The sequence below is a fragment of the Alteromonas sp. P256 genome (genome assembly GCF_036864455.1).
Classification (GTDB): Bacteria; Pseudomonadota; Gammaproteobacteria; order Enterobacterales; family Alteromonadaceae; genus Alteromonas.
Genome location: NZ_JAZETM010000001.1, coordinates 419,005 through 437,742, shown reverse-complemented (window position 1 = coordinate 437,742; position 18,738 = coordinate 419,005). Strand labels below are relative to the sequence as shown.

The following is an 18,738-nucleotide window of genomic DNA, read 5'->3' as shown; positions in this document are numbered from 1 at the left end:
AGAGACGTATTTTGACAATTAGACTAAATCAATATGTGAAGAAAAGAACCGGCCTAGGACTAGGTGCTTCTGGCTCTCTGCAAAATATGCTTTCACGCTCCCTAGGGGCCAAATCTTTCAGTCACTTTTGGCGATACTGGAATCCGATTTGGAGCTACTATTTATCGCGATACGTCATGCGGCCACTATCAAGATGGATACCGCAGTGGCTAGCCATAATGATAACTTTTGCAGTAAGCGGAGCGCTTCACGACTTAGCAGTTACCTTGCTTAAATGGCGCGTTATATTCTTTTTTACACCTTGGTTTGCAGTGATGGGGGCAGCAGTTTTAGTCACGAGTAAACTGAGTTTCGAATACGCTAATTTCCCGTGGGCCATTCGTGCATTGTTCAATGTAGCGATAATAGTTGCGTGTTATTTGTTGACCACGTTGCTTGATGAAGTGTTTGTGCAGGCTTATAGCTAACTTCACGTTTATTGAGTTTTACGTGCTGGGGACTAACACCCCTAATGATGTCTATAGTCCAGAATTTACCGTTTCATTTGAAGCAAAAAATAGTGGAATCATGTCTTCGGCAATAAGGCCATTTTTGACTTCTTAAGTTCGTTTATAGCTTGTTTACCTGTCACTTGCACAAGATAAGGGCTTGGGTCTAGCATTGCGTCTTTAAACTCAAGCTTAAAGTAATATTCTTGTCCAGGTTTTGCTTCAAAATCATGTAGCGCGACATAATCAATTTTATCGTTAGTGGTTTTTGCTTCAGCAGCAGAAATTACACCGGCTACCGCAGCAAGCGGAGATACAGGCGCATATATTGGACTTTGCTGTAAATCTGCCAATAGCTCAACTCGTGTAGGAACTGTATCGAAACGATAGTAAGTATTTCTAGAGATTACCGCGAGCGGTTTAGGACTTTGTTGACTTACGTTCTGAGCCACAAGCCAAGAAAAAGAGGCCGCATAGACGTCGGAATCACGATAAATCGTAATTCGTGCTTTATCTGGAGATACGGTATCACGTGCTTGTTCAAACGAAGCGCCTTTCGGATTAGAAGCACATCCCGATGCTGCTAACAAAACCATTAAAAAACCAATAAATAAAAACTTTAAATGTTCCATATTTATATCCTTTTATTAAGACAGCTTTTATACAGGTACTTCTCTATATTATTGTCGTGCAAGTTAAGACAAGAATGTGATAAGAATCATAAATTCAATTAAAAATTGTGCAACCTTTATCCAATGTGCTCGACAAGATTCGAGAGGGATTTAGGGTTAACTTTTTGATGTTGAGTGCGTTTGAGCTTTAAAAAATAATTGGGAATGAAAAAATGGTGGCCCAACCCTGATTTGAACAGGGGACCTGCCGATTATGAAACTGCTTGAGGAAATCTTTAAGAGAAGGGCAGAGTACCGGGTTTCGGGTTTTGTGCTAACAACCATCATGGCAGTGTGGTGGAGCCTAAGAAGATAATTAAAAAAATAAACGAAAGGGCTGACATTTCCTTTACTCTTCACAATCTGCGCCGAATTTTCTGCTCTGTTGCTGAAACGAACGGTGTCGGGACTTATATGTTAAGCCGGCTGCTTAATCACAAAACAAGCAGATGTGATGTTACTGCTGGTTATACGGTTTTGACTGCGGAGGAATTAAGGGAGCCAGCAGATAGGATATGTAAATGACTATCGGAATACGCTGGAGTTAAAACCTGTAGTGACGAAAGTTCGTTAGGACAACTTACAAAACAGTCAGCAAACTTAAGCAAGGAGCAGCGACTTGAACTGATGTCAGCTTTATTATCATGAAAGAGACAAAACAATAGAGGGAGTTTCTGGCTCCCTCGAATATTAGCGAGTTTGTAGTAGTTCAGCCTGCTTCACTACTGAATTCTGAGATTCTACAGCTCTATCGATAACACGGCTGTATACCTTTTTCTTTTTAGTCGAGTCGGCGTTGCGAACGAACTCAGACAGGCTGGAGTTGTATTTGGTTGTCTGGCCGTTTTTAAATCTGGCAAACATCATCATTCCCCCATTTGATTGCCCAATTAATGAGCGGGTTGCGATTGTATCAGGGTAGTAAGGGTCTCGCGAGTAAATTTTTGCTTAACATGATTTTCTACAGCCTGAATGTTGGCGTGGTACATACGAGTGCCCCCCTCGTTGTCCTTTAACAATAGATCTATCTTTATCTGACCACCAAATTGCTGCTTTAGTTTCCGTACTACCGCTTGAGACTCCAAAAATTGATCTACAAATATTTCAGGGTTAATCCTTCTGCCTTCGACTTTTTCTCTAGATTGAACAAACTTCCAAGCTAACTCTGGAGACTGGTATACAAACAATACGAGAACATCGCGACCCCGATCAATAGCCCTTATAATGTTTTTCTCGGCGATAGCGTAATTTGATAACGTTCCATCAAGCAAAAATGACTGCTTACGCTTAAACGCATTGTCTAGAGTTCGCTCTACAATAGAGGAGACTGCTCTTTGAAATAGGAATGAATTGTCTCCCGTATATTGTTCGAAATAGTGACGCAATTCGTCGGGATCTAATCGAATAACATTGGTAGCCTCAACTTCTTGCAGAAACTCTTTGGAGGTTTCGGTTTTCCCTGCGCCAGGGGAGCCGGCCATGAAGACCGCTACAGGTTCATCTTCAGGAGGAAATCTTTCTCTATTAGTCAATTCGTTTGCAATGGCAGTACGATTCTTCTTCGCAAACTTAATGGCTTCACAGGAGGTAAAACTTATTTGATACACAAACAAAACCTTTTTCGTACACGAAGAAGCCGATTTCAAACCTTTCTCGTACACATAGAGAACTTTTTTCGTACGAACCCCGCTTGAATATTTTAGTGCTGGAGACAGTGAGCTCCGTGAGCTAGCAAAGCAGAACGCAAGACGATGCAAGCGCTTTGATTTAAATGTACTGGCTAATACCGAGCCCGTTAACGTAACGGGCAGTATTCCCGTTAACGGGTTTTCAGCCGTATACGATGCATGCTGTGAATTCGTTAACGGGTTTGGTATTAACCCACCAGCCTTAACTAAATCCGTTAACGTAATGGGTGCAATCAAAAGAATGCAGGATGAGTACTGGTGGCTCAGAAAACTTCGCAAGGTAATCATTCGCAAACGTGAAGAGGTGTTGATTCATCTAAGACAGGTGAATAGCAGAAAAGGCAAATATTGTAGTGATTATACTGTTAATCAAAGAATAATTCAGAAAGAGCTTCAACGAAAAATGCTAGAAGAACTCGTTATCGTTAACGAGGACGGCGAGTCTTTTTCACTTGCTGAGTTATCAGATAAAAACGTCAACGGCGCAGATTTAGACGGTGGTAACTCCATCGATGCATCTCAACGCGTAGAAGCATGGGCAAGTTGCTGGGGAATCCGTCAATTTCAACAAATTGGAGCGGGTTCGGTAACAGTGTGGCGTGAACTTCGAAGATTGAAGCAACTCCTTGGTGAACATGACCACTTTACTGATATTCACAAAGCTGCGGACAGTGGAGCATGGGCTGAATTTGTCAAACTAAAACCGTTTGAGCTTAGAAAACTTCGTGGAGCCACAACTAAACTATTTTCTAAATACCTTGATTTTAAATGAATTTTTCGTAGCCATGGGAAGCAATGTTATCAATGATCTCCCTGAAGAAGAGTTTGGCAATGTAGTCAATGTAAGAGTCAATAGCTTATAAAACCTGCCCACACTTGCCCATTTATACCACTGAAAACTGATTTAACTAACTCAATTACATTCATGAGCTTAGATTCGAAAAGACTGCCTTCATTGATCAATTATCCTTAAAGACTCCAGTATTTATTCAGTATACATATTTATTGATCAGTAATGGAACACCAGAAATTATAGATACAAAACGCAAGCCTTACCTCCAGAGTGCGAAACTGATCAATTTACTGATAAATCACGTTTTGCTACAAATTTGCTATAAAAAGGCAATGTATTAAAGATTGAAAGCGGTTACTTACTTGGAATGCTAAGAAAAATGGTGGCCCAACCCTGACTTGAACAGGGGACCTGCCGATTATGAGTCGGATGCTCTAACCAACTGAGCTATTGGGCCATTTTGAATTGTATATTGCGCTGCGTTAACTATGTGATTCGAAGCTATGTTTGAAAGCATCGTGTGCTTCACATATTTAAGCGACCGCAAGTATAAGCAGTTTTATTTGGCTTGTCACGCCTTGGCAATAGCTTTATGAATTGTTTGCTTTATTTTTGTTCACATTAGCGCAAGATGTAGTGAAAAGCTTTCGGTGATGGGCGTGGCTCTCTCCTCTTATTAAGTTTCTTGACTCACTATAGCCAAAAGCAGCACTATTAGGGCTGCTTGTGATTCGCTACAGGTTGTCGATAATCAGCTCATGGCTGCAAACAATCGCTTGAGTTAATTTACTACGCTTTTTTTAAACTTTACTTCCTTATTGCTTGTCTATTTGATGTCTACTCTCTTTTTCTACAGGATAAACGCCCCGTTATGAACATGCATTCCCGTTCTGCTTCTTTGTTAGCACTATTATTTATTGCCACCTTGTCATTGAGTGGTTGTGATGTGGGGAGCTTTGGCAGCAGAGAAGCTGGTGAAATACCGTTTAGACTAGTGGGCGTTGAAACTGATGCCTGTCCCGTCATTGTGCGCGCCGGAAACGACAGATGGAATATCGACTACTTTGGGTTTTATCTCAGTAAGCCAGAGGTGCGAGTTGACGGGAAATGGCAGCGAGTGAGGTTTAAGCAAACTCAATGGCAAACGCCGTCTACTGCGCTTTTAAAGTTTCATACCATGTGCAGCAACCCAAGCGATGCGAACAGTAAGATTGTATTAGACGTTTCTGAAGAGCTATTAAAGTTGTCAACCAATTTGCGTTTCACTATGGGGCTGCCTCTAGAGCAAAATCACGCCGACATTAATAAACAGACATCGCCGATAAACGATAAATCTATGTTCGCTAACCAGTTAGACGGGCATATGTTTTTGCGGTTAGATGTATCGAAAACCGGTGACCCGTCATCCACATGGTCTTATCATTTGGGCAATGCAGGGTGTGAAGATACAGGGATTGATGAGGTGAAAGTTGAGTCGTGTGCGTTCACTAACCGTGTTGAGTTTATACTTCCTATGACACAGCTAGATACTGACTTGGATCTTGATATATCAGTGTCTAATATATTTGCTCAGTTAGATATAAACGAGGTGGAAGACTGCAAGTTTTCATCACCTGAAATTGCCCCATGCAAGAAGCTTATCCATAATTTGGTGTACCGCCCCTGGATAAAGTGGCAATAAACTAGCGCGATAAATAAAGAAAAGAAGCAGCAATAGCACCAAAAGTAAGCAAAAGGCGACAAAAAGTAGTATTTATTTGCCTGTTCTAATTGTTTTATGTTTATACTTTAGTCAAAGCAAGAGTTTACTGCTTATGTGCTATGCATGTAATTAGTGGTAAGCTTATAATAATTTAAACATTGCATTGCCTTATACAGCAGGTGCGCTGTCGCGGAGATAAAAATGACAGAAAGAGCCTTTATTACAAGTGGCCGTAACACCATTATTCATAAAATTCGAAAGCTTGATTTACTGGTAATAAACGGAGATGAGCATCCGCCGATTATTGTTACTTATAAGGGTATTAAGCAGTACGAAGGCAAAGTGCCAGAGAACAAGCGCGATGCCAAAATGATGGATATGGAGCTTGTGGACGTGACGATGAGCGACGTGTTTGGTGATGAGAAAACATTGGTGTTCATCCAAACCCTTAACGGGAAAGAGTACAAAATAGACTACTCGAAAGTTGGTACCAGCATGTTTATTAAAATTCACCAAGACAGTTTCTTCTAAGCTGATACTGAGTTAAAGCAAGTATTGATTTTAAAAGTAAGGGCTAGTTTATCTAGCCCTTACTTGTTTTTGACGCCTCAGTTTTAAGCATTTCAACATAAACATAAACATAAACATAAGCGTTGTGAGCATTGATTAGTAAGACCTTTGTCGCGCTTTTCAGCATACTATTATGAGAATACACTTATTGATCAATATCAAAGAGACAAAAGGCGAAAATGCTTCAACTTAAAAATACGTTCATTGGCGCTTTTGCTATTTTACTTGCCTATTACGGCGGGGTATTTCTCTCAGCTTCCCTCGACCTGCCCATTCCCGGGCCGTTGCTAGGGTTAGTGTTATTACTTTCTTTGTTTTTCGCCTTTCCAAACATTGAAACGCACGCAACATTAGTGGCGCAGCCTTTACTCAAGCACATGTCTGTACTTTTTGTGCCTGCCGTATTGGGAGTCGGTATGTATTGGAGCGATATTGAAGCTAATGCGATGGCGCTGGTTCTAGCGATTGGGGTCACCACAGCATTAAGCTTGGGGTTAACGGCGTGGGTAGCGAATAAACTAATGAAAAAGAAGTCGATGTAGCGCAATGATAGATGCGATCCTCAATACCTTTACAGTAAATGGCCTTATATGGTTATTCGTTACCCTGCTTTGTTATGCCCTTAGCGTAAAAGTGAACCTGGCTTTTAACGGCCATCCCGCGTCACACCCGCTGGTAATGACGGTATCGCTGGTGGGGCTAGCGCTTTTACTCGCTAATATGAGTGTGCCTCAGTATCAGCAATCGGTATCGCTGTTGCACTGGTTGTTGGGGCCGGTGACCGTTGCTCTAGCGCTGCCTATTTTTAAGCAGTGGCAAAAATTAAGGTATTATGGCTGGCGACTATTTGCCAGTATTGCGGTAGGCGGTGTGTTGGCGCCATTATTAGCTTGGTTTACACTATATGCGTTGGGCTCGCCCGTTGCGCTGCAACTCACCATGTTAGCTAAATCGATAACTACGCCGCTGGCCATGGAGGCCACTGCTCAAATTGGTGGCATACCAGCACTGGCGGCCGTTTTCGTTATTACCACGGGTATTGTGGGAGCGGTGGTCTCGAACACGGTCTTTTTGTTGTGCCGCGTAACAAGCCCAGAGGCCCAAGGCATCGCCTTAGGTACAGTGGCTCATGCAGTAGGCACAGCCAAAGCCATCCACATTGGCGAAGAGGTTACCGCGATGGCAACCCTCGGGCTTTGTATTAACGGCTTATTTACCGCTTTTGTTCTCCCTCTTATGTTCAACCTAGTGTTATAAATTCCCAACAGCATTAATTTGGTGTTATCGTTGGCAATATTCCCCAAAAGTGCTATTCCTTAGTGATGTATTTCATATCATTATACGCTTATGTAAAAGTGCGTTTCAGTTTGCTGTCATTCTGCCGATACGGTTATATTAGGTAATAATTGATAACGTCGGTGAAAACTGGTTTCTTAAATTAGGTGGTATAAAAGCTTAATGTTTTCCGTACTCGTATGTGATGACTCATTAGTTGCACGAAAGCAAGTGGCCAAGTGCCTTCCCCAAGACTGGGATGTTGCCGTTCACTTTGCAAAGAATGGTCAAGAAGGGCTTGCAGCTATTGCAGAGGGCAAGGGCGATTTACTGCTGCTCGATTTAAATATGCCCGTACTCGATGGATATGGCACCCTAGAAGCTATTCAAAAACAGGGGCTTAAAACTAAGGTCATTGTGGTATCTGGCGATATTCAGCCTGAAGCCCGTGATCGCGTAATCTCGCTTGGTGCATTAGATTTTATTCGCAAGCCCGTCGACCCTCAGGCACTGGCCGAGGTATTAGATAAACATAATATCCTGCACGTTGAAGAGGAAAAGGTGCATGGGGTTACTCCTCTTGGCCCTGATATTCGCGATTGCTACCAAGAGATTACTAATATAGCCATGGGCCAAGCGGGCGACCACCTAGCCAGAACCATGAACGTATTTGTTGAATTACCCATTCCCAACGTCAATCTCATTGAAGTGTCTGAACTTCATATGATGCTGTCAGATATAGAGAGCCATGAAGAAGTTACCGCGGTTTGCCAAGGCTTTTTGGGCCCCGGTATTAGTGGCGAGGCGCTGTGTATTTTAAGTGATTCAAGCTTCGACGACGTGGCCAAAATATTAAATGTAGAAGGTGAGGTAGACGATCAGCTTCAATTAGAATTATTGATGGACGCTGCCAGTATTTTAATTGGCACCTGTCTCAGCGGGCTAGCAAACCAGATGGATGTTAATTTTAGCCAAGGGCATCCTATTGTTCTTGGTCAACATCGCGCGATTACCGAAATCATCAGTATGAACCAAATTAAGTGGAGGCGAACGCTGGCCATTGAATTAAGCTATGGTCTTGAGGGCTACAACGTTCAATGCGATCTCATTTTGTTGTTCACTGAGGAATCGATGAAAATGATGAATTCAAAACTCGCCCATTTGCTGGAGGACTTTTAATGAATCAGAATCTCGACGATTTATTAGAATTCCATTGGATGATGGATATGCTGCAAACCGTTGATGTAGGTATTGTGGTGTTAGATAAAAGCTTTTCTGTGCAGGTGTGGAACGGCTTTATGGAAAGCCACAGCGCAATGCTGCCTAGCGAAGTGAGAGACAAGTCGTTATTTGAGCTATTTCCCGCCATCAAAAAAGACTGGTTTATGAAAAAAGCCAAGCCAGTGTTTGAATTGAAAACCCGTGCATTTATGACTTGGGAGCAACGCCCCTATTTGTTTAAGTTTCCCAACTATCGGCCGATTACAGGTAGTGAGCCATACATGTATCAAAACATCACGCTTTCACCGTTGACCTCGGCAACGGGTAAAGTGGATTACATCAGTATGATGATTTATGACATGACTGATGTGGCAGTAGGGAAAAAGCAATTAGAATCTTTGCAGGTATCGGTGTCAGAGGCGCAGGAGTCGAAAAGAGTACTCTAGCGTTAACGCAACTGCATCACCTCACTCCTTACTCCCCTCAGTAATTTAAAACATACTGTTTTTTAAAAGCACGGCAAATAGGTTGTCGTGCTATTGGAGCTTTTATGCAAATAACGCCTTTTATTCATTCTCCTCGCTCTTTTACTGCTGCGGCACAGTTTTTTGCAGTGTGTTGTGGTGTCTTTATTTTAGGCGCATGTGGCGGAGGCGGCTCCGATTCCAACAGCAGCCCAGGAAACAGCGCTCTGGCGGTAAATGCAGGGCCAGACGCCACCGTTACCGAAGGGGTTACTTATACATTAAGCGGTAGCGTAACTGGCGGAGACGGAACCTATACCTATAATTGGACTGCGTCGCCTACCCTTGATATTACCCATGACGATACATCCACGTCATCAGCGAGCTTTGTCGCGCCTTCGGTAAATGAAAGCACCAGCTATACCATTACGTTGGCGGTAAATGACGCAAGCGGTAATTCAACCAGCGATGCCACTATCATCACAGTTGCGCCTATTAATATCGATCCCGTGGCAGATATTTCTGTTCCTCAGTGGAGTGGTCTGCCAGCCAATAATTTTCCAGGCGGTGTGAATATTGTGTTAGACGGTTCTGGCAGCAGCGATGCTGATGCGCCAGCGAATACAAACGCTATAGCCAGCTATACGTGGTCGCAAACCAGCGGAACCAATGTCATCACGGGTGTTGAAACCAATTTATCTACGTTGAGTATCACTACGCCTATTGCCAACGATCCACAGACCCTCGAATTTCAGCTAGAAGTGGTGGATAGCGAAGGGGCGAGCGACACCGCTTTAGTGAGTTTGTCTATTCAGTCTGAGGCCGAAACGTTACCAGAAGCTAACGCCGGCTTTTCGCAAGGCGTATTTAGTGGTGAAATTATTGTGTTGAATGGACAAGCGAGTACCAGTATTCCGGCGGCAGAGCCGCTTCAATATTCTTGGGAGCGTAGCAGTATTGCGACCTCTTCTTTGTCTGGTACGACTGGCTCTAACCAAGACAATAGTGACCCAGCGAGCACATCGGTAAGCATAAAAACCGTTGACGATAGTGATGCGCTATCTACCTTCGCCATTGCCCCTGCGGTATCGTCTGCCACAGTAGTGACGTATACGCTTACAGTAACCGATGCCAATAGCAACAGTGTTGAAGATACTATTTCGGTGCGTATTCAACCCATGCCCACTGCGTTAGTCAACGACACTGGTTTTTTACAACAAGCCACCAATAATGCGTTAACCCAAGCACAGCAAAACGACTTTCCTGGCCAAGACGGTCAGCGCGGCTCTGATGTTATTGAACAAAACGGATTAATAGAAAAAGCAGGCCGAGGTAAAGCCGGGTTTGATTTTACCCGCTTAAACGCAAACGGCGATGAGCAAGACGCTGATGCCCAAACATGGTCTTGCGTTCGCGACAACGTAACCGGCTTAGTATGGGAAGTGAAAACCGATGACGGTTCGGTGCGCGACGTAAACTTTACCTACTCTTGGTATAGCGAAGAAGTGAACGGCGGTTTTGAAGGCGACCAAGTGGGCATGGCCGCAACATGTCTGCTCACTAACTGCAATACTGCGGCCTATGTTGCCGAGGTTAACTCACAAGGTTTGTGCGGCTTTTTCGATTGGCGTCTTCCCACGCATAAAGAGCTCTTTTCGCTTATGCATCTTGGCGACGTTAGCGGGGTAGCGATAGATGAAGATTATTTTCCCAATACAGGCACGCCATCAAGCACGCCTCTTTGGTATTGGTCGTCAGTGCCTAGTGCTGATGGTGTAAACAGTGATGATGCACAAAATTCATGGGCGTTAGATTTTGACTCGGGTGTTGATAACTTTCTTAATAAGTCCACGGCAGCGAGAGTGCGTTTAGTGAGAGCAGGGAGATAACGTAATGAAACTACCTATAAGCAACATCTTTATGACACAAACTGCTGCAGCCATAAACACGACGTTAAAAGCCAAACTGGCTGGTGCATGTATGTTAGCGGCGCTATTTACTGTTTCTAATTTGGCGCTAGCGCAAGAGTGTTTGTCAGATGGCCTTGAGACTACGCCTAACGTTAATTTTACAGCGGTAACCACAAGCTCATTACTTGATGTGACTACCGACCTTGTGTGGCGGCGTTGCTCAGAAGGGCAAACGTGGAATGGCTCTACGTGTGAAGGTGAAGCGATTAAATATACGTGGCAAGAGGCGCTGCAACTAGCCCATCAAGCAAGCGACGAAGACTTGCTCGGCTGGCGTTTACCTAATGTTAAAGAGCTTGCTTCGATTACCGAGCGAGACTGCGTGAGACCCGCTGTAAATAGCTCGCTTTTCCCGGCTACGCCTCCTGATGATTTTTGGACTTCTACACCATCTGCTGACGATCCTGATAGAGCTTGGGTGGTTGCCTTTTTTAATGCCAGTCACTCTATTAAAGAAAAAGACCGGTTTATTTATGTTCGCTTAGTGAGAACATTTACCACCGAAGAATAAACATCTGCGTTTAGCAAAAACAGATAAAGTTATCGAAGGAAAAGCACATAAAAATTTATGTGCTTTCTTTTTATCCAACCTAGTTCAAGTTCAACCTGATTTTTAGCACGTTAAACTCAACACGGCTTTTTATTTTGTCGCAAGCTAGCCACAATAGGGTTATGAAATATTTCCCTCGTTTCAAACCTATTTCGATACTGCTTTGCTTGTTAGCAGGGGTGCCGTTTACTACGCAGGCCGAATTTACCTGTAACATCGATTTTGCCTACGGCATTGCGGTTAATAGCGACCAACTGCGAGTGATGGATAAAACTCGCACCGTAGTGCAAATTAACGAACAGTCTCAGCTTTTTATTGGCGGTCGGTGGCAAACCCTTAATGAGGAGCAGCGCGCTTGGCTTAGTGAATATTCAAATGGTTTGCATTACGTGGTGCCGAAAATGATAGTGCTGGCCACCGAAGGAGTAGATTTGGCCATAGACACTATCGAACATGTTTACTTGGGCTTGGTAGGTAGCGATCACGACAGCTACGAGCGCTTGAATACCGCGATGAAGCGGGTACAAGGCAGAGTGAAGGACAAGTTTCGCCATGCCAGTAATCACTACTTTATTGGCCCTGGGTCGCTAGAAAGCGTCGATGAGTTTGTAGACAGTGAAATTGAGGCGCAGCTTGAAGAAGCTATTTCCACCTCAGTAGGCGGTATTCTCTCAGCTATCAGCGGTATTAACACCGAAAATAGCGAAGTGAATGAAGAGAAAGTTGCGGCGATTACAAGACAGCTAAATACAGTTGGTGAAGGTTTAGACGTTGGCGATAAGGCCACGACGCTGCGTAAAAAAGCAGAATGGTTTTGTGAAAAGCTTAAGCGTTTAGACATTGCCGAGGAAAACTTAAGAGCCAGTCTTCCAGCGTTTGAACCCTACAACATTATTACTTCGCAAACAGCACAAACGGCTAACGAGTAAGCCCGGCGCTGCCGCTTTGCAAACAAACTGACGCGCTATACAACGCCGCCTTTAACACTGCCGCTTTTTAAACTGCAATCTATAACGCGGTGCAGGCTCATTTGCATGCCATTACACAAAGCAGGAAAGCAGCGTATTTAAGTAGCGTCGGCCCTTAGCGGTAACCTGCCAGTGGTGCGGTGTAATGTCTAGCAGTCCTTTTTGCGCAGCATCATCTAGCGCAGACTTCACCTCATCGCTTATTGAAACCCCTGTTAGCGCACTATAGTCGTCGATAGGGCAGGGTTCTAAAAGACGGAATCTATTCATAAAAAACTCAAAGGGAATATCGTCTTCTTCTACCATTGTGGTGGTATCGATATAGGGCCGGCTTATTTCCATATAGCCTCTAGGGTGTTTCACCTTTACTAGCCTTTTTATGGTCTCGCTTTCTATATCCGTTATTTTGCCATGAGCCCCGCAGCCGATACCTAGGTAGTCACCAAAACGCCAATAGTTTACATTGTGGCGACACTGGTGGCCTTTTTTTGCATAGGCTGAAATTTCATATTGCTGGTAGCCCGCCGCTTCTAGCACTTTGTGCCCTTGTTCTTGAATTTCCCACAGTATGTCGTCATCTGGTAAGTCGGGAGGGCGAGAGTAAAAAGGCGTGTTTGGCTCAATGGTCAGCTGATACCACGATAGGTGATATGGATTAAGAGCGATGCCTTTATCTAAGTCTGACATGGCATTGTCGACACTTTGCTGTGGCAATCCGTGCATAAGGTCGAGATTGAACGTAGGCAGTCCAGCACTGTGCGCCTGCTTTACTGCATTGATAGCTTGGTCATCGTTATGAATACGCCCAAGCACCGCTAAATGCTGCGGTTGGAAGCTTTGAATCCCCACAGAAATACGGTTTACGCCAGCGTGATAAAATCCTAAAAACTTTCCAGCTTCCACGGTACCAGGGTTGGCCTCCATGGTAATTTCCGCATCGGGTGCCAAATTTACCCGGGCTTTTATGCCAGCGATAATATCTGCCATTGCGTCTGCAGAAAATAAGCTTGGTGTGCCGCCACCAATGAAGACGGTATCTACCTGCCTATCGCCAATAGACTTGGCGTCTTCTGCAAGGTCGTCGAGTAGATGAGCCACGTATTCTTTTTCTGGCAATGCCGACTTTAATCCATGTGAATTGAAGTCGCAGTAAGGGCACTTTTGTACGCACCAAGGAATATGCACATACAAACTAAGGGGTGGATTACGCAAAAGCAGATCTCATATTATCAAGTAAAATAGCCAGCGCTTTACCGCGATGACTCACGCGATTTTTTTCGCCGCTTTCAAGCTCTGCCGCTGTGCAGCCGTGGGAAGGCAGATTAAAAACAGGGTCGTATCCAAAGCCACCGTCGCCTTGGCGAGCTTTAAGAATTTCGCCTTGCCATTTGCCTTGGCTGACTAGTGGTACAGGGTCATCGGCGTGACGCATAAATACTAGTGTGCAGAAAAAGTGGGCTTTGCGTTTTGCTTCGCCATCAAGGGCAGCCAAGAGCTTATCGATGTTGTCACCGTCGTTGGCGTTTTCGCCAGCATAGCGAGCCGAGTAAATGCCTGGGGCACCGCCTAATGCATCAACCACCAAACCAGAGTCGTCAGCGATAGCGGGCAAACCCGTAACCTCAGCTGCATGGCGCGCTTTAATAATGGCATTTTCTACAAAGGTGGTACCTGTTTCTGGTACGTCTTCAACGCCCAGTTCTTTTTGTGCAATTACGTCTACGCCATAGTCAGCAAAAAGAGAGGTGAATTCACGTACCTTGCCTTGATTACCCGAGGCTAAAACAATTTTTTGGGGAAATGTCATATTTTTTCTCTGGCCTACTACGCTTTTTTGCCAGCTGACTTTGCTTTTGAACTGGCCCTTGCTTTCGCTTTGTTCTTCGGCCTAGTCTTTTTCTTTGTTGCTACCTTTTTCTTTTTGGCAGTAATTTTGGGCGTTTTGTTTTTAGGTCTAAGCTCGGCGATAACTCGCCCTTTAATAGGCTCTTCCATATAGCGGGCAACTTTTGCAACCATGGCAAAATCGTGGGCTTCTACCAGTGAAATAGCAGTACCTTTTGCGCCAGCGCGGCCGGTTCTTCCTATTCTGTGCACGTAAATATCGGCTTTGCGTGGCATGTCAAAGTTAATAACGTGGCTTACGTCTGGCACATCTATTCCACGTGCTGCCACGTCGGTGGCAAGTAAAATGGGCACTTCACCGCTTTTAAAACGCGCTAGTGCTGCGTTTCTTTTGTCTTGTGGCATTTCGCCCTGAAGCCAGCAAACATTGATTCCTTTAGACGCAAGTACATCTTTAAGTGTTTGTAAGCGCTCTCGCGTCTTTACAAAAACCACAGCAGTGGTCACTTGCTCTTTAAGAATATGAATAAGCAGCGCTTGCTTATGAGCGTAGTCATCAGCAAGGTGATACCACTGGTGTATTTTATTTTTTTCTTTGCGTGATGGGTTTGCTTCAACAACTTCAGGGTTAATTAAGATGTCTTTCGCAAAGTTTCTTACCCCAGCGCCTTCTAAAGTTGCTGAGAAAAGAAGGTTCTGTTTGCGCCAGCGAGCTTCCGTGGCTATTTGATTTACAACGGTAGAAAAGCCCATATCGAGCATGCGGTCAGCTTCATCAAGAATTAAACATTCAATATCACGGCAGTCAGCAGTCTCTTTTTCGATGTGCTCTAAAAGGCGTCCCGGTGTGGCTACAAGAATATCTAAGTTTTGGCTTAGTGTTTCTTTGTCGGTGCCATAGTTAATACCGCCAGTAATAACACCACAGATTAGCTGTGTATGCTTGGTAAAACTTTTAGCTTGTTCGTATACCTGAAGGGCAAGTTCACGAGTGGGCGTCAGAATTAATATACGCGTAGCGCCAGGTTGCTTACGCGGGTAATCCAGCAAAAATTGACACGCAGGCAGCAAGAATGCTGCTGTCTTTCCGGTACCGGTGGGTGCAGACGCTAAAATGTCTCGTCCGTCCATTGCAAGTGGAATCACCAATTCTTGAATGTTGGTGGGGGCTTCATAACCCATTTCGGCCACGGCGTGACAGAGAGATTCGTCTAATTCGAGTTCTTCGAAAGTCATAGTATAAAAACGCTTAAAATGAATGGGGTGTATTGTAGCATTGATGCGTCGAAACACAGAAAAAAACTGTACAGGAAATGAGATTATCTCACCGTTCCCTTTTGTTCTCGTTAACGCTTTCGGTATCAAGTGCAATGTTTGGACTGAGGTCGCTAATTTAAAACCACGATTTTGTTTTAAACGTAGAAAACAAAGTTAAGTAAAACTCAAACGCCAACCGGACTAGGTCAACACCCCTACGCGTTTGAAAATAGCTATAATCAACATAGCTGAAAAAAGCGCTTCTCAAAATAGGTAAAACTCTGTTATGAAAAAAATTCTTACGCTGGCAATAACGTGTGCCGTACTTTTTTATGGACCTTTAACAATGGCTGCGAATACGAAACAAGCCATACTGGCAGGTGGCTGCTTTTGGTGTATGGAAAAAGACTTTGAAACATTGGAAGGAGTCACTGACGTTATTTCAGGTTTCACTGGGGGAAAACTTAAAAACCCGACGTATAGTGGCAATCATCAAGGTCATTATGAAGCCGTGTTGATCACTTACGACACTAGCGTGTTGAGTTATCAAGATATTTTGGACCATTACTGGGTAAACATCGACCCATTTGATGACAAAGGCCAGTTCTGTGATAAAGGACCTAGCTACCGCAGTGCTATTTTTGTAAAAAATGAGAGTGAGCGCATGCTAGCAGAAAAGTCTAAGCAGGCAGTTATCAGTCAGTTTCCAAATCAGCAGGTGGTTACGCCTATTCTCGATGCCTCAACCTTTTACCCCATTAAAGGTGATGAAAGCTATCATCAGGACTACTACAAAAAAAGCCCAATCCGTTATGCAACCTATCGCTGGGGATGTGGCCGCGACGCTCGCTTAGAAGAAATTTGGGGTGATGCAGTTACGCACTAAATACGTCAACGGCTTTGGTTACACTTGTTAACAATTGTGTGCTCACAATATGAATACGCTTTTGCGACAATGCAAAATACTACACTGTGTGTAACGAGTTACTTTATTTCACGGAACTTGAAGGCGGCTAATCACACCGTCTATTGGCAATAAAAAGGAAAATCTATGTCAAAAATAAAAGCGTTATGTATTTCAACTGCATTTATCGGTGCAGCTGGAGCGGCGTTGCACGTAAATGCTAAAGAAGGCATGTTCACGCCAGAGCAATTACCATCAATAGCGAGCGAGCTAAAGCAAACAGGGCTGGCCATTCCTGCTGAAAGTATTAACGACTTAACGGCATTCCCCATGGGCGCGATTGTGTCGCTTGGTGGCTGCTCAGCGTCTTTTGTGTCTGATAAAGGCTTGGCGGTTACCAATCATCATTGTGCGAGAGGCTCTGTTCAATACAACAGCACGCCTGAAAATAACTATTTAGAAGATGGTTTTCTTGCCAAGCAAATGAATGAAGAGCTGCCTGCTGCACCTGGCACCCGTATGTTTGTCACCGTTGGGTTTGAAGACGTAACAGATAAAGTAACTGGTGGTATAAAAGAATCGGTAGAAGGGCGTGCGCGCTTCGATGCTATCGAAGCTAACCGTAAAGCATTGATCACCGAATGTGAGTCACAACCGGGTTTCCGCTGCTCAGTGCCGTCATTTTTCCAAGGCCTTGAATACAAGCTTATTAAACAAATGGAAATACGCGATGTTCGCATTGCGTATGCACCTGCAGATTCCATTGGGAAATACGGCGGTGATATCGATAACTGGATGTGGCCTCGCCACACCGGCGACTTTTCATTCTATCGTGCTTACGTGGGTAAAGACGGCAAGCCAGCCGATTTTAGTGAAGAGAACGTACCGTTTAAGCCAGATCATTTCTTAAAAGTGTCTGCAGCAGGGCTAAGCGACGGCGACTTTGTTATGGCAGCGGGATACCCGGGCTCAACAAATCGCTATGCGCGTTTGTCTCGCGTATCGTATACATTCGATTGGTTGTACCCCACCTATTTAGATTTGGTAGGCGAGTGGATTGATACTATCGAAAAAGCGTCAGAAGAAGGAAGCGACGCGCGCATTAAATACGAAGCGACTCTTGCCGGTTTAAATAACTTCCATAAAAACACCTTAGGCCAGCTATCTGGTGCCAAACGAGTGGGATTAGTACCACGTCGTGCTGAGCGCGAAGCACAGTTGTCCGCTTGGCTTGATAACAATGACAAAAGCGAACTTAAACAGGCGCTAGCTGAACTAGACGCGGTAAGCGAACAGCAGATGCAAATGAACAAGCAAAACTTTTGGTACAACAACTTGAACCGCGCCCAGTTACTGTCGTCTGCGCAGACGCTATATCGCAACGCTATTGAGAGTGAAAAACCTGATGCAGAGCGTGAGTCTGGATTTCAAGAACGGGATCAAATTCGTTTGAAAGAAGGAATGGAGCGAATAGAGCGTCGTTTCGATCCGATTGTCGATCAAGCTGTTTGGCAAAAAATGATCAGTATGTACCTCGAGCAACCTGAAGAAAATCGAGTTGCTTCATTTGACGAGGCAGTTGGTATTAGCGGCTCTACGGACAGCCAAACACTGCAGAAAACGTTGAAGGCGTTTTACGATAATACCTCATTAACCGACACTGAAACTCGACTTTCATGGCTTACCGCTCGCCGTGAAGACTTTGAAAAAAGCGATGACCCATTCATTAAATTGGCCGTTGCACTTTTCGATACTGAAATGCGTATTGAAGATCAGAGCAAAACCTTAAGCGGTAAAGCCACAGCGCTTCGCCCTAAATACATGAAGGCAATTATTGAATGGCAGAAGTCGATGGGAAGTTTGGCTTATCCAGATGCTAACAGTACATTGCGTGTGACTTACGGTAACGTAATGGGCGGTTCGCCTAAAGATGGTCTTATCTACGAGCCTTTCACCCGTCTTGAAGGGATCACTGAGAAAGACACCGGTGAAACTCCGTTTAATTCACCTAAAAAACAGCTTTCACTCATCAATGAGTCGAAGTATGGCCCGTATAAATTGGATGATATAAACAGCGTTCCAGTTAATTTTTTAACCGACTTAGATTCTACAGGCGGTAACTCAGGATCTGCTACCTTAAACTCGAAAGCCGAATTAATTGGTTTATTGTTTGATGGAACCTTTGAGAGTGTTAACTCAGATTGGGATTTCGACCCTAAAACTACCCGCACTATCCACGTTGATACCCGCTATATGCTTTGGGTAATGGAGTATGTAGATGGGGCGAACAACTTAATTGAAGAAATGACAGTAGTGAGATAAAAGTAGTGAGATAAAAGTTGCCAGGTAAAAGCGGTTAGTAACAAACTGAA

At 44.2% G+C, this 18,738-nt stretch carries 19 protein-coding genes and 1 tRNA gene; 13 read left to right on the top strand and 7 right to left on the bottom strand.

The genetic code is table 11. The features are described 5' to 3' along the window. Positions 1–11 precede the first annotated feature (11 nt). Positions 12–467 (top strand): MBOAT family O-acyltransferase, encoded by a 456-nt coding sequence (locus V7R39_RS01940; protein ID WP_334027618.1) that lies wholly within the window; start codon positions 12–14, stop codon positions 465–467. A gap of 98 nt (positions 468–565) precedes the next feature. On the opposite strand, the gene V7R39_RS01935 is transcribed toward V7R39_RS01940, so the two are convergent. The 3 genes from V7R39_RS01935 to V7R39_RS01925 all read right to left on the bottom strand — a co-directional run bounded on the left by V7R39_RS01935 (position 566) and on the right by V7R39_RS01925 (position 3,084). Beyond that, the gene (locus V7R39_RS01935) at positions 566–1,120 is read right to left on the bottom strand and encodes a hypothetical protein (RefSeq protein ID WP_334027616.1); all 555 of its coding nucleotides are present in this window, start codon (positions 1,118–1,120) and stop codon (positions 566–568) included. A gap of 729 nt (positions 1,121–1,849) precedes the next feature. Continuing rightward, complete coding sequence (locus V7R39_RS01930) at positions 1,850–2,023, bottom strand: hypothetical protein (RefSeq protein WP_287008326.1); 174 nt, start codon at positions 2,021–2,023, stop codon at positions 1,850–1,852. 26 nt (positions 2,024–2,049) lie between these two features. After that, entirely contained in the window at positions 2,050–3,084 is a 1,035-nt protein-coding gene (locus tag V7R39_RS01925; protein ID WP_334027612.1) for a zeta toxin family protein, read from the bottom strand. Here V7R39_RS01925 and V7R39_RS01920 point away from each other — a divergent pair. Continuing rightward, positions 2,972–3,619, top strand: a complete 648-nt coding sequence (locus V7R39_RS01920) for a replication endonuclease (protein ID WP_334028124.1) — start codon at positions 2,972–2,974, stop codon at positions 3,617–3,619. The two genes, V7R39_RS01925 and V7R39_RS01920, sit on opposite strands and share 113 nt — an antisense overlap. Before the next feature lie 401 nt (positions 3,620–4,020). Here the strand turns inward: V7R39_RS01920 and V7R39_RS01915 are convergent. After that, positions 4,021–4,097: transfer RNA gene (locus V7R39_RS01915), tRNA-Ile, on the bottom strand. 414 nt (positions 4,098–4,511) lie between these two features. Here V7R39_RS01915 and V7R39_RS01910 point away from each other — a divergent pair. The 9 genes from V7R39_RS01910 to V7R39_RS01870 all read left to right on the top strand — a co-directional run bounded on the left by V7R39_RS01910 (position 4,512) and on the right by V7R39_RS01870 (position 12,321). Further along, positions 4,512–5,321, top strand: coding sequence for an MbnP family protein (locus tag V7R39_RS01910; RefSeq protein WP_334027611.1), 810 nt, complete (start codon positions 4,512–4,514; stop codon positions 5,319–5,321). Positions 5,322–5,543: 222 nt separating this feature from the next. Then, complete coding sequence (locus tag V7R39_RS01905) at positions 5,544–5,873, top strand: hypothetical protein (protein WP_032096413.1); 330 nt, start codon at positions 5,544–5,546, stop codon at positions 5,871–5,873. A 218-nt stretch (positions 5,874–6,091) separates the two neighbouring features. Next, positions 6,092–6,454: a CidA/LrgA family protein gene (locus V7R39_RS01900; RefSeq protein WP_334027608.1), complete on the top strand. Its 363-nt coding sequence runs from the start codon at positions 6,092–6,094 to the stop codon at positions 6,452–6,454. Between the two features lie 4 nt (positions 6,455–6,458). Further along, a complete protein-coding gene (locus tag V7R39_RS01895; protein ID WP_334027606.1) occupies positions 6,459–7,169 on the top strand; it encodes an LrgB family protein in 711 nt (236 codons plus the stop codon). A 201-nt stretch (positions 7,170–7,370) separates the two neighbouring features. After that, positions 7,371–8,366, top strand: a complete 996-nt coding sequence (locus tag V7R39_RS01890; RefSeq protein WP_334027604.1) for a response regulator — start codon at positions 7,371–7,373, stop codon at positions 8,364–8,366. Further along, on the top strand, positions 8,366–8,854 hold the full coding sequence (locus V7R39_RS01885) for a PAS domain-containing protein (protein WP_269517504.1): 489 nt from the start codon (positions 8,366–8,368) through the stop codon (positions 8,852–8,854). The genes V7R39_RS01890 and V7R39_RS01885 overlap by 1 nt, the downstream gene beginning before the upstream one ends. A 104-nt stretch (positions 8,855–8,958) precedes the next feature. Then, positions 8,959–10,761 carry an Lcl C-terminal domain-containing protein gene (locus V7R39_RS01880; protein WP_334027601.1) on the top strand — a complete coding sequence of 601 codons (1,803 nt, stop codon included), beginning with the start codon at positions 8,959–8,961 and terminating at the stop codon, positions 10,759–10,761. A 91-nt stretch (positions 10,762–10,852) separates the two neighbouring features. After that, entirely contained in the window at positions 10,853–11,353 is a 501-nt protein-coding gene (locus V7R39_RS01875) for an Lcl C-terminal domain-containing protein (RefSeq protein WP_334028122.1), read from the top strand. A gap of 161 nt (positions 11,354–11,514) precedes the next feature. Then, entirely contained in the window at positions 11,515–12,321 is an 807-nt protein-coding gene (locus V7R39_RS01870; protein WP_334027599.1) for a DUF2884 family protein, read from the top strand. 111 nt (positions 12,322–12,432) lie between these two features. Here the strand turns inward: V7R39_RS01870 and hemW are convergent, their stop codons facing one another. The 3 genes from hemW to srmB are packed head-to-tail and all read right to left on the bottom strand — an operon-like array spanning position 12,433 to position 15,441. Further along, a complete protein-coding gene (hemW, locus tag V7R39_RS01865; RefSeq protein WP_334027597.1) occupies positions 12,433–13,572 on the bottom strand; it encodes a radical SAM family heme chaperone HemW in 1,140 nt (379 codons plus the stop codon). Next, on the bottom strand, positions 13,565–14,167 hold the full coding sequence (rdgB, locus tag V7R39_RS01860; RefSeq protein ID WP_334027595.1) for an RdgB/HAM1 family non-canonical purine NTP pyrophosphatase: 603 nt from the start codon (positions 14,165–14,167) through the stop codon (positions 13,565–13,567). The genes hemW and rdgB overlap by 8 nt, the downstream gene beginning before the upstream one ends. A 17-nt stretch (positions 14,168–14,184) precedes the next feature. Then, positions 14,185–15,441 (bottom strand): ATP-dependent RNA helicase SrmB, encoded by a 1,257-nt coding sequence (gene srmB, locus V7R39_RS01855; RefSeq protein WP_334027594.1) that lies wholly within the window; start codon positions 15,439–15,441, stop codon positions 14,185–14,187. A gap of 307 nt (positions 15,442–15,748) precedes the next feature. Here srmB and msrA point away from each other — a divergent pair, with 307 nt between their 5' ends. Together msrA and V7R39_RS01845 are read left to right on the top strand one after the other, a co-directional pair. After that, positions 15,749–16,348, top strand: coding sequence for a peptide-methionine (S)-S-oxide reductase MsrA (msrA, locus tag V7R39_RS01850; RefSeq protein ID WP_334027592.1), 600 nt, complete (start codon positions 15,749–15,751; stop codon positions 16,346–16,348). 165 nt (positions 16,349–16,513) lie between these two features. Further along, complete coding sequence (locus V7R39_RS01845) at positions 16,514–18,688, top strand: S46 family peptidase (protein ID WP_334027590.1); 2,175 nt, start codon at positions 16,514–16,516, stop codon at positions 18,686–18,688. Positions 18,689–18,738 lie beyond the last annotated feature (50 nt).

What these genes read in the sequence shown, in the direction of transcription:
- V7R39_RS01910 (WP_334027611.1), top strand. Translation starts at nt 4,512, where the DNA reads ATGAACATGCATTCCCGTTCTGCTTCTTTGTTAGCACTATTATTTATT.
- V7R39_RS01870 (WP_334027599.1), top strand. Translation starts at nt 11,515, where the DNA reads ATGAAATATTTCCCTCGTTTCAAACCTATTTCGATACTGCTTTGCTTG.
- V7R39_RS01875 (WP_334028122.1), top strand. Translation starts at nt 10,853, where the DNA reads ATGTTAGCGGCGCTATTTACTGTTTCTAATTTGGCGCTAGCGCAAGAG.
- V7R39_RS01930 (WP_287008326.1), bottom strand. Translation starts at nt 2,023, where the DNA reads ATGTTTGCCAGATTTAAAAACGGCCAGACAACCAAATACAACTCCAGC.
- V7R39_RS01880 (WP_334027601.1), top strand. Translation starts at nt 8,959, where the DNA reads ATGCAAATAACGCCTTTTATTCATTCTCCTCGCTCTTTTACTGCTGCG.
- V7R39_RS01890 (WP_334027604.1), top strand. Translation starts at nt 7,371, where the DNA reads ATGTTTTCCGTACTCGTATGTGATGACTCATTAGTTGCACGAAAGCAA.
- V7R39_RS01935 (WP_334027616.1), bottom strand. Translation starts at nt 1,120, where the DNA reads ATGGAACATTTAAAGTTTTTATTTATTGGTTTTTTAATGGTTTTGTTA.
- msrA (WP_334027592.1), top strand. Translation starts at nt 15,749, where the DNA reads ATGAAAAAAATTCTTACGCTGGCAATAACGTGTGCCGTACTTTTTTAT.
- srmB (WP_334027594.1), bottom strand. Translation starts at nt 15,441, where the DNA reads ATGACTTTCGAAGAACTCGAATTAGACGAATCTCTCTGTCACGCCGTG.
- V7R39_RS01845 (WP_334027590.1), top strand. Translation starts at nt 16,514, where the DNA reads ATGTCAAAAATAAAAGCGTTATGTATTTCAACTGCATTTATCGGTGCA.
- rdgB (WP_334027595.1), bottom strand. Translation starts at nt 14,167, where the DNA reads ATGACATTTCCCCAAAAAATTGTTTTAGCCTCGGGTAATCAAGGCAAG.
- V7R39_RS01895 (WP_334027606.1), top strand. Translation starts at nt 6,459, where the DNA reads ATGATAGATGCGATCCTCAATACCTTTACAGTAAATGGCCTTATATGG.
- V7R39_RS01885 (WP_269517504.1), top strand. Translation starts at nt 8,366, where the DNA reads ATGAATCAGAATCTCGACGATTTATTAGAATTCCATTGGATGATGGAT.
- V7R39_RS01900 (WP_334027608.1), top strand. Translation starts at nt 6,092, where the DNA reads ATGCTTCAACTTAAAAATACGTTCATTGGCGCTTTTGCTATTTTACTT.
- V7R39_RS01905 (WP_032096413.1), top strand. Translation starts at nt 5,544, where the DNA reads ATGACAGAAAGAGCCTTTATTACAAGTGGCCGTAACACCATTATTCAT.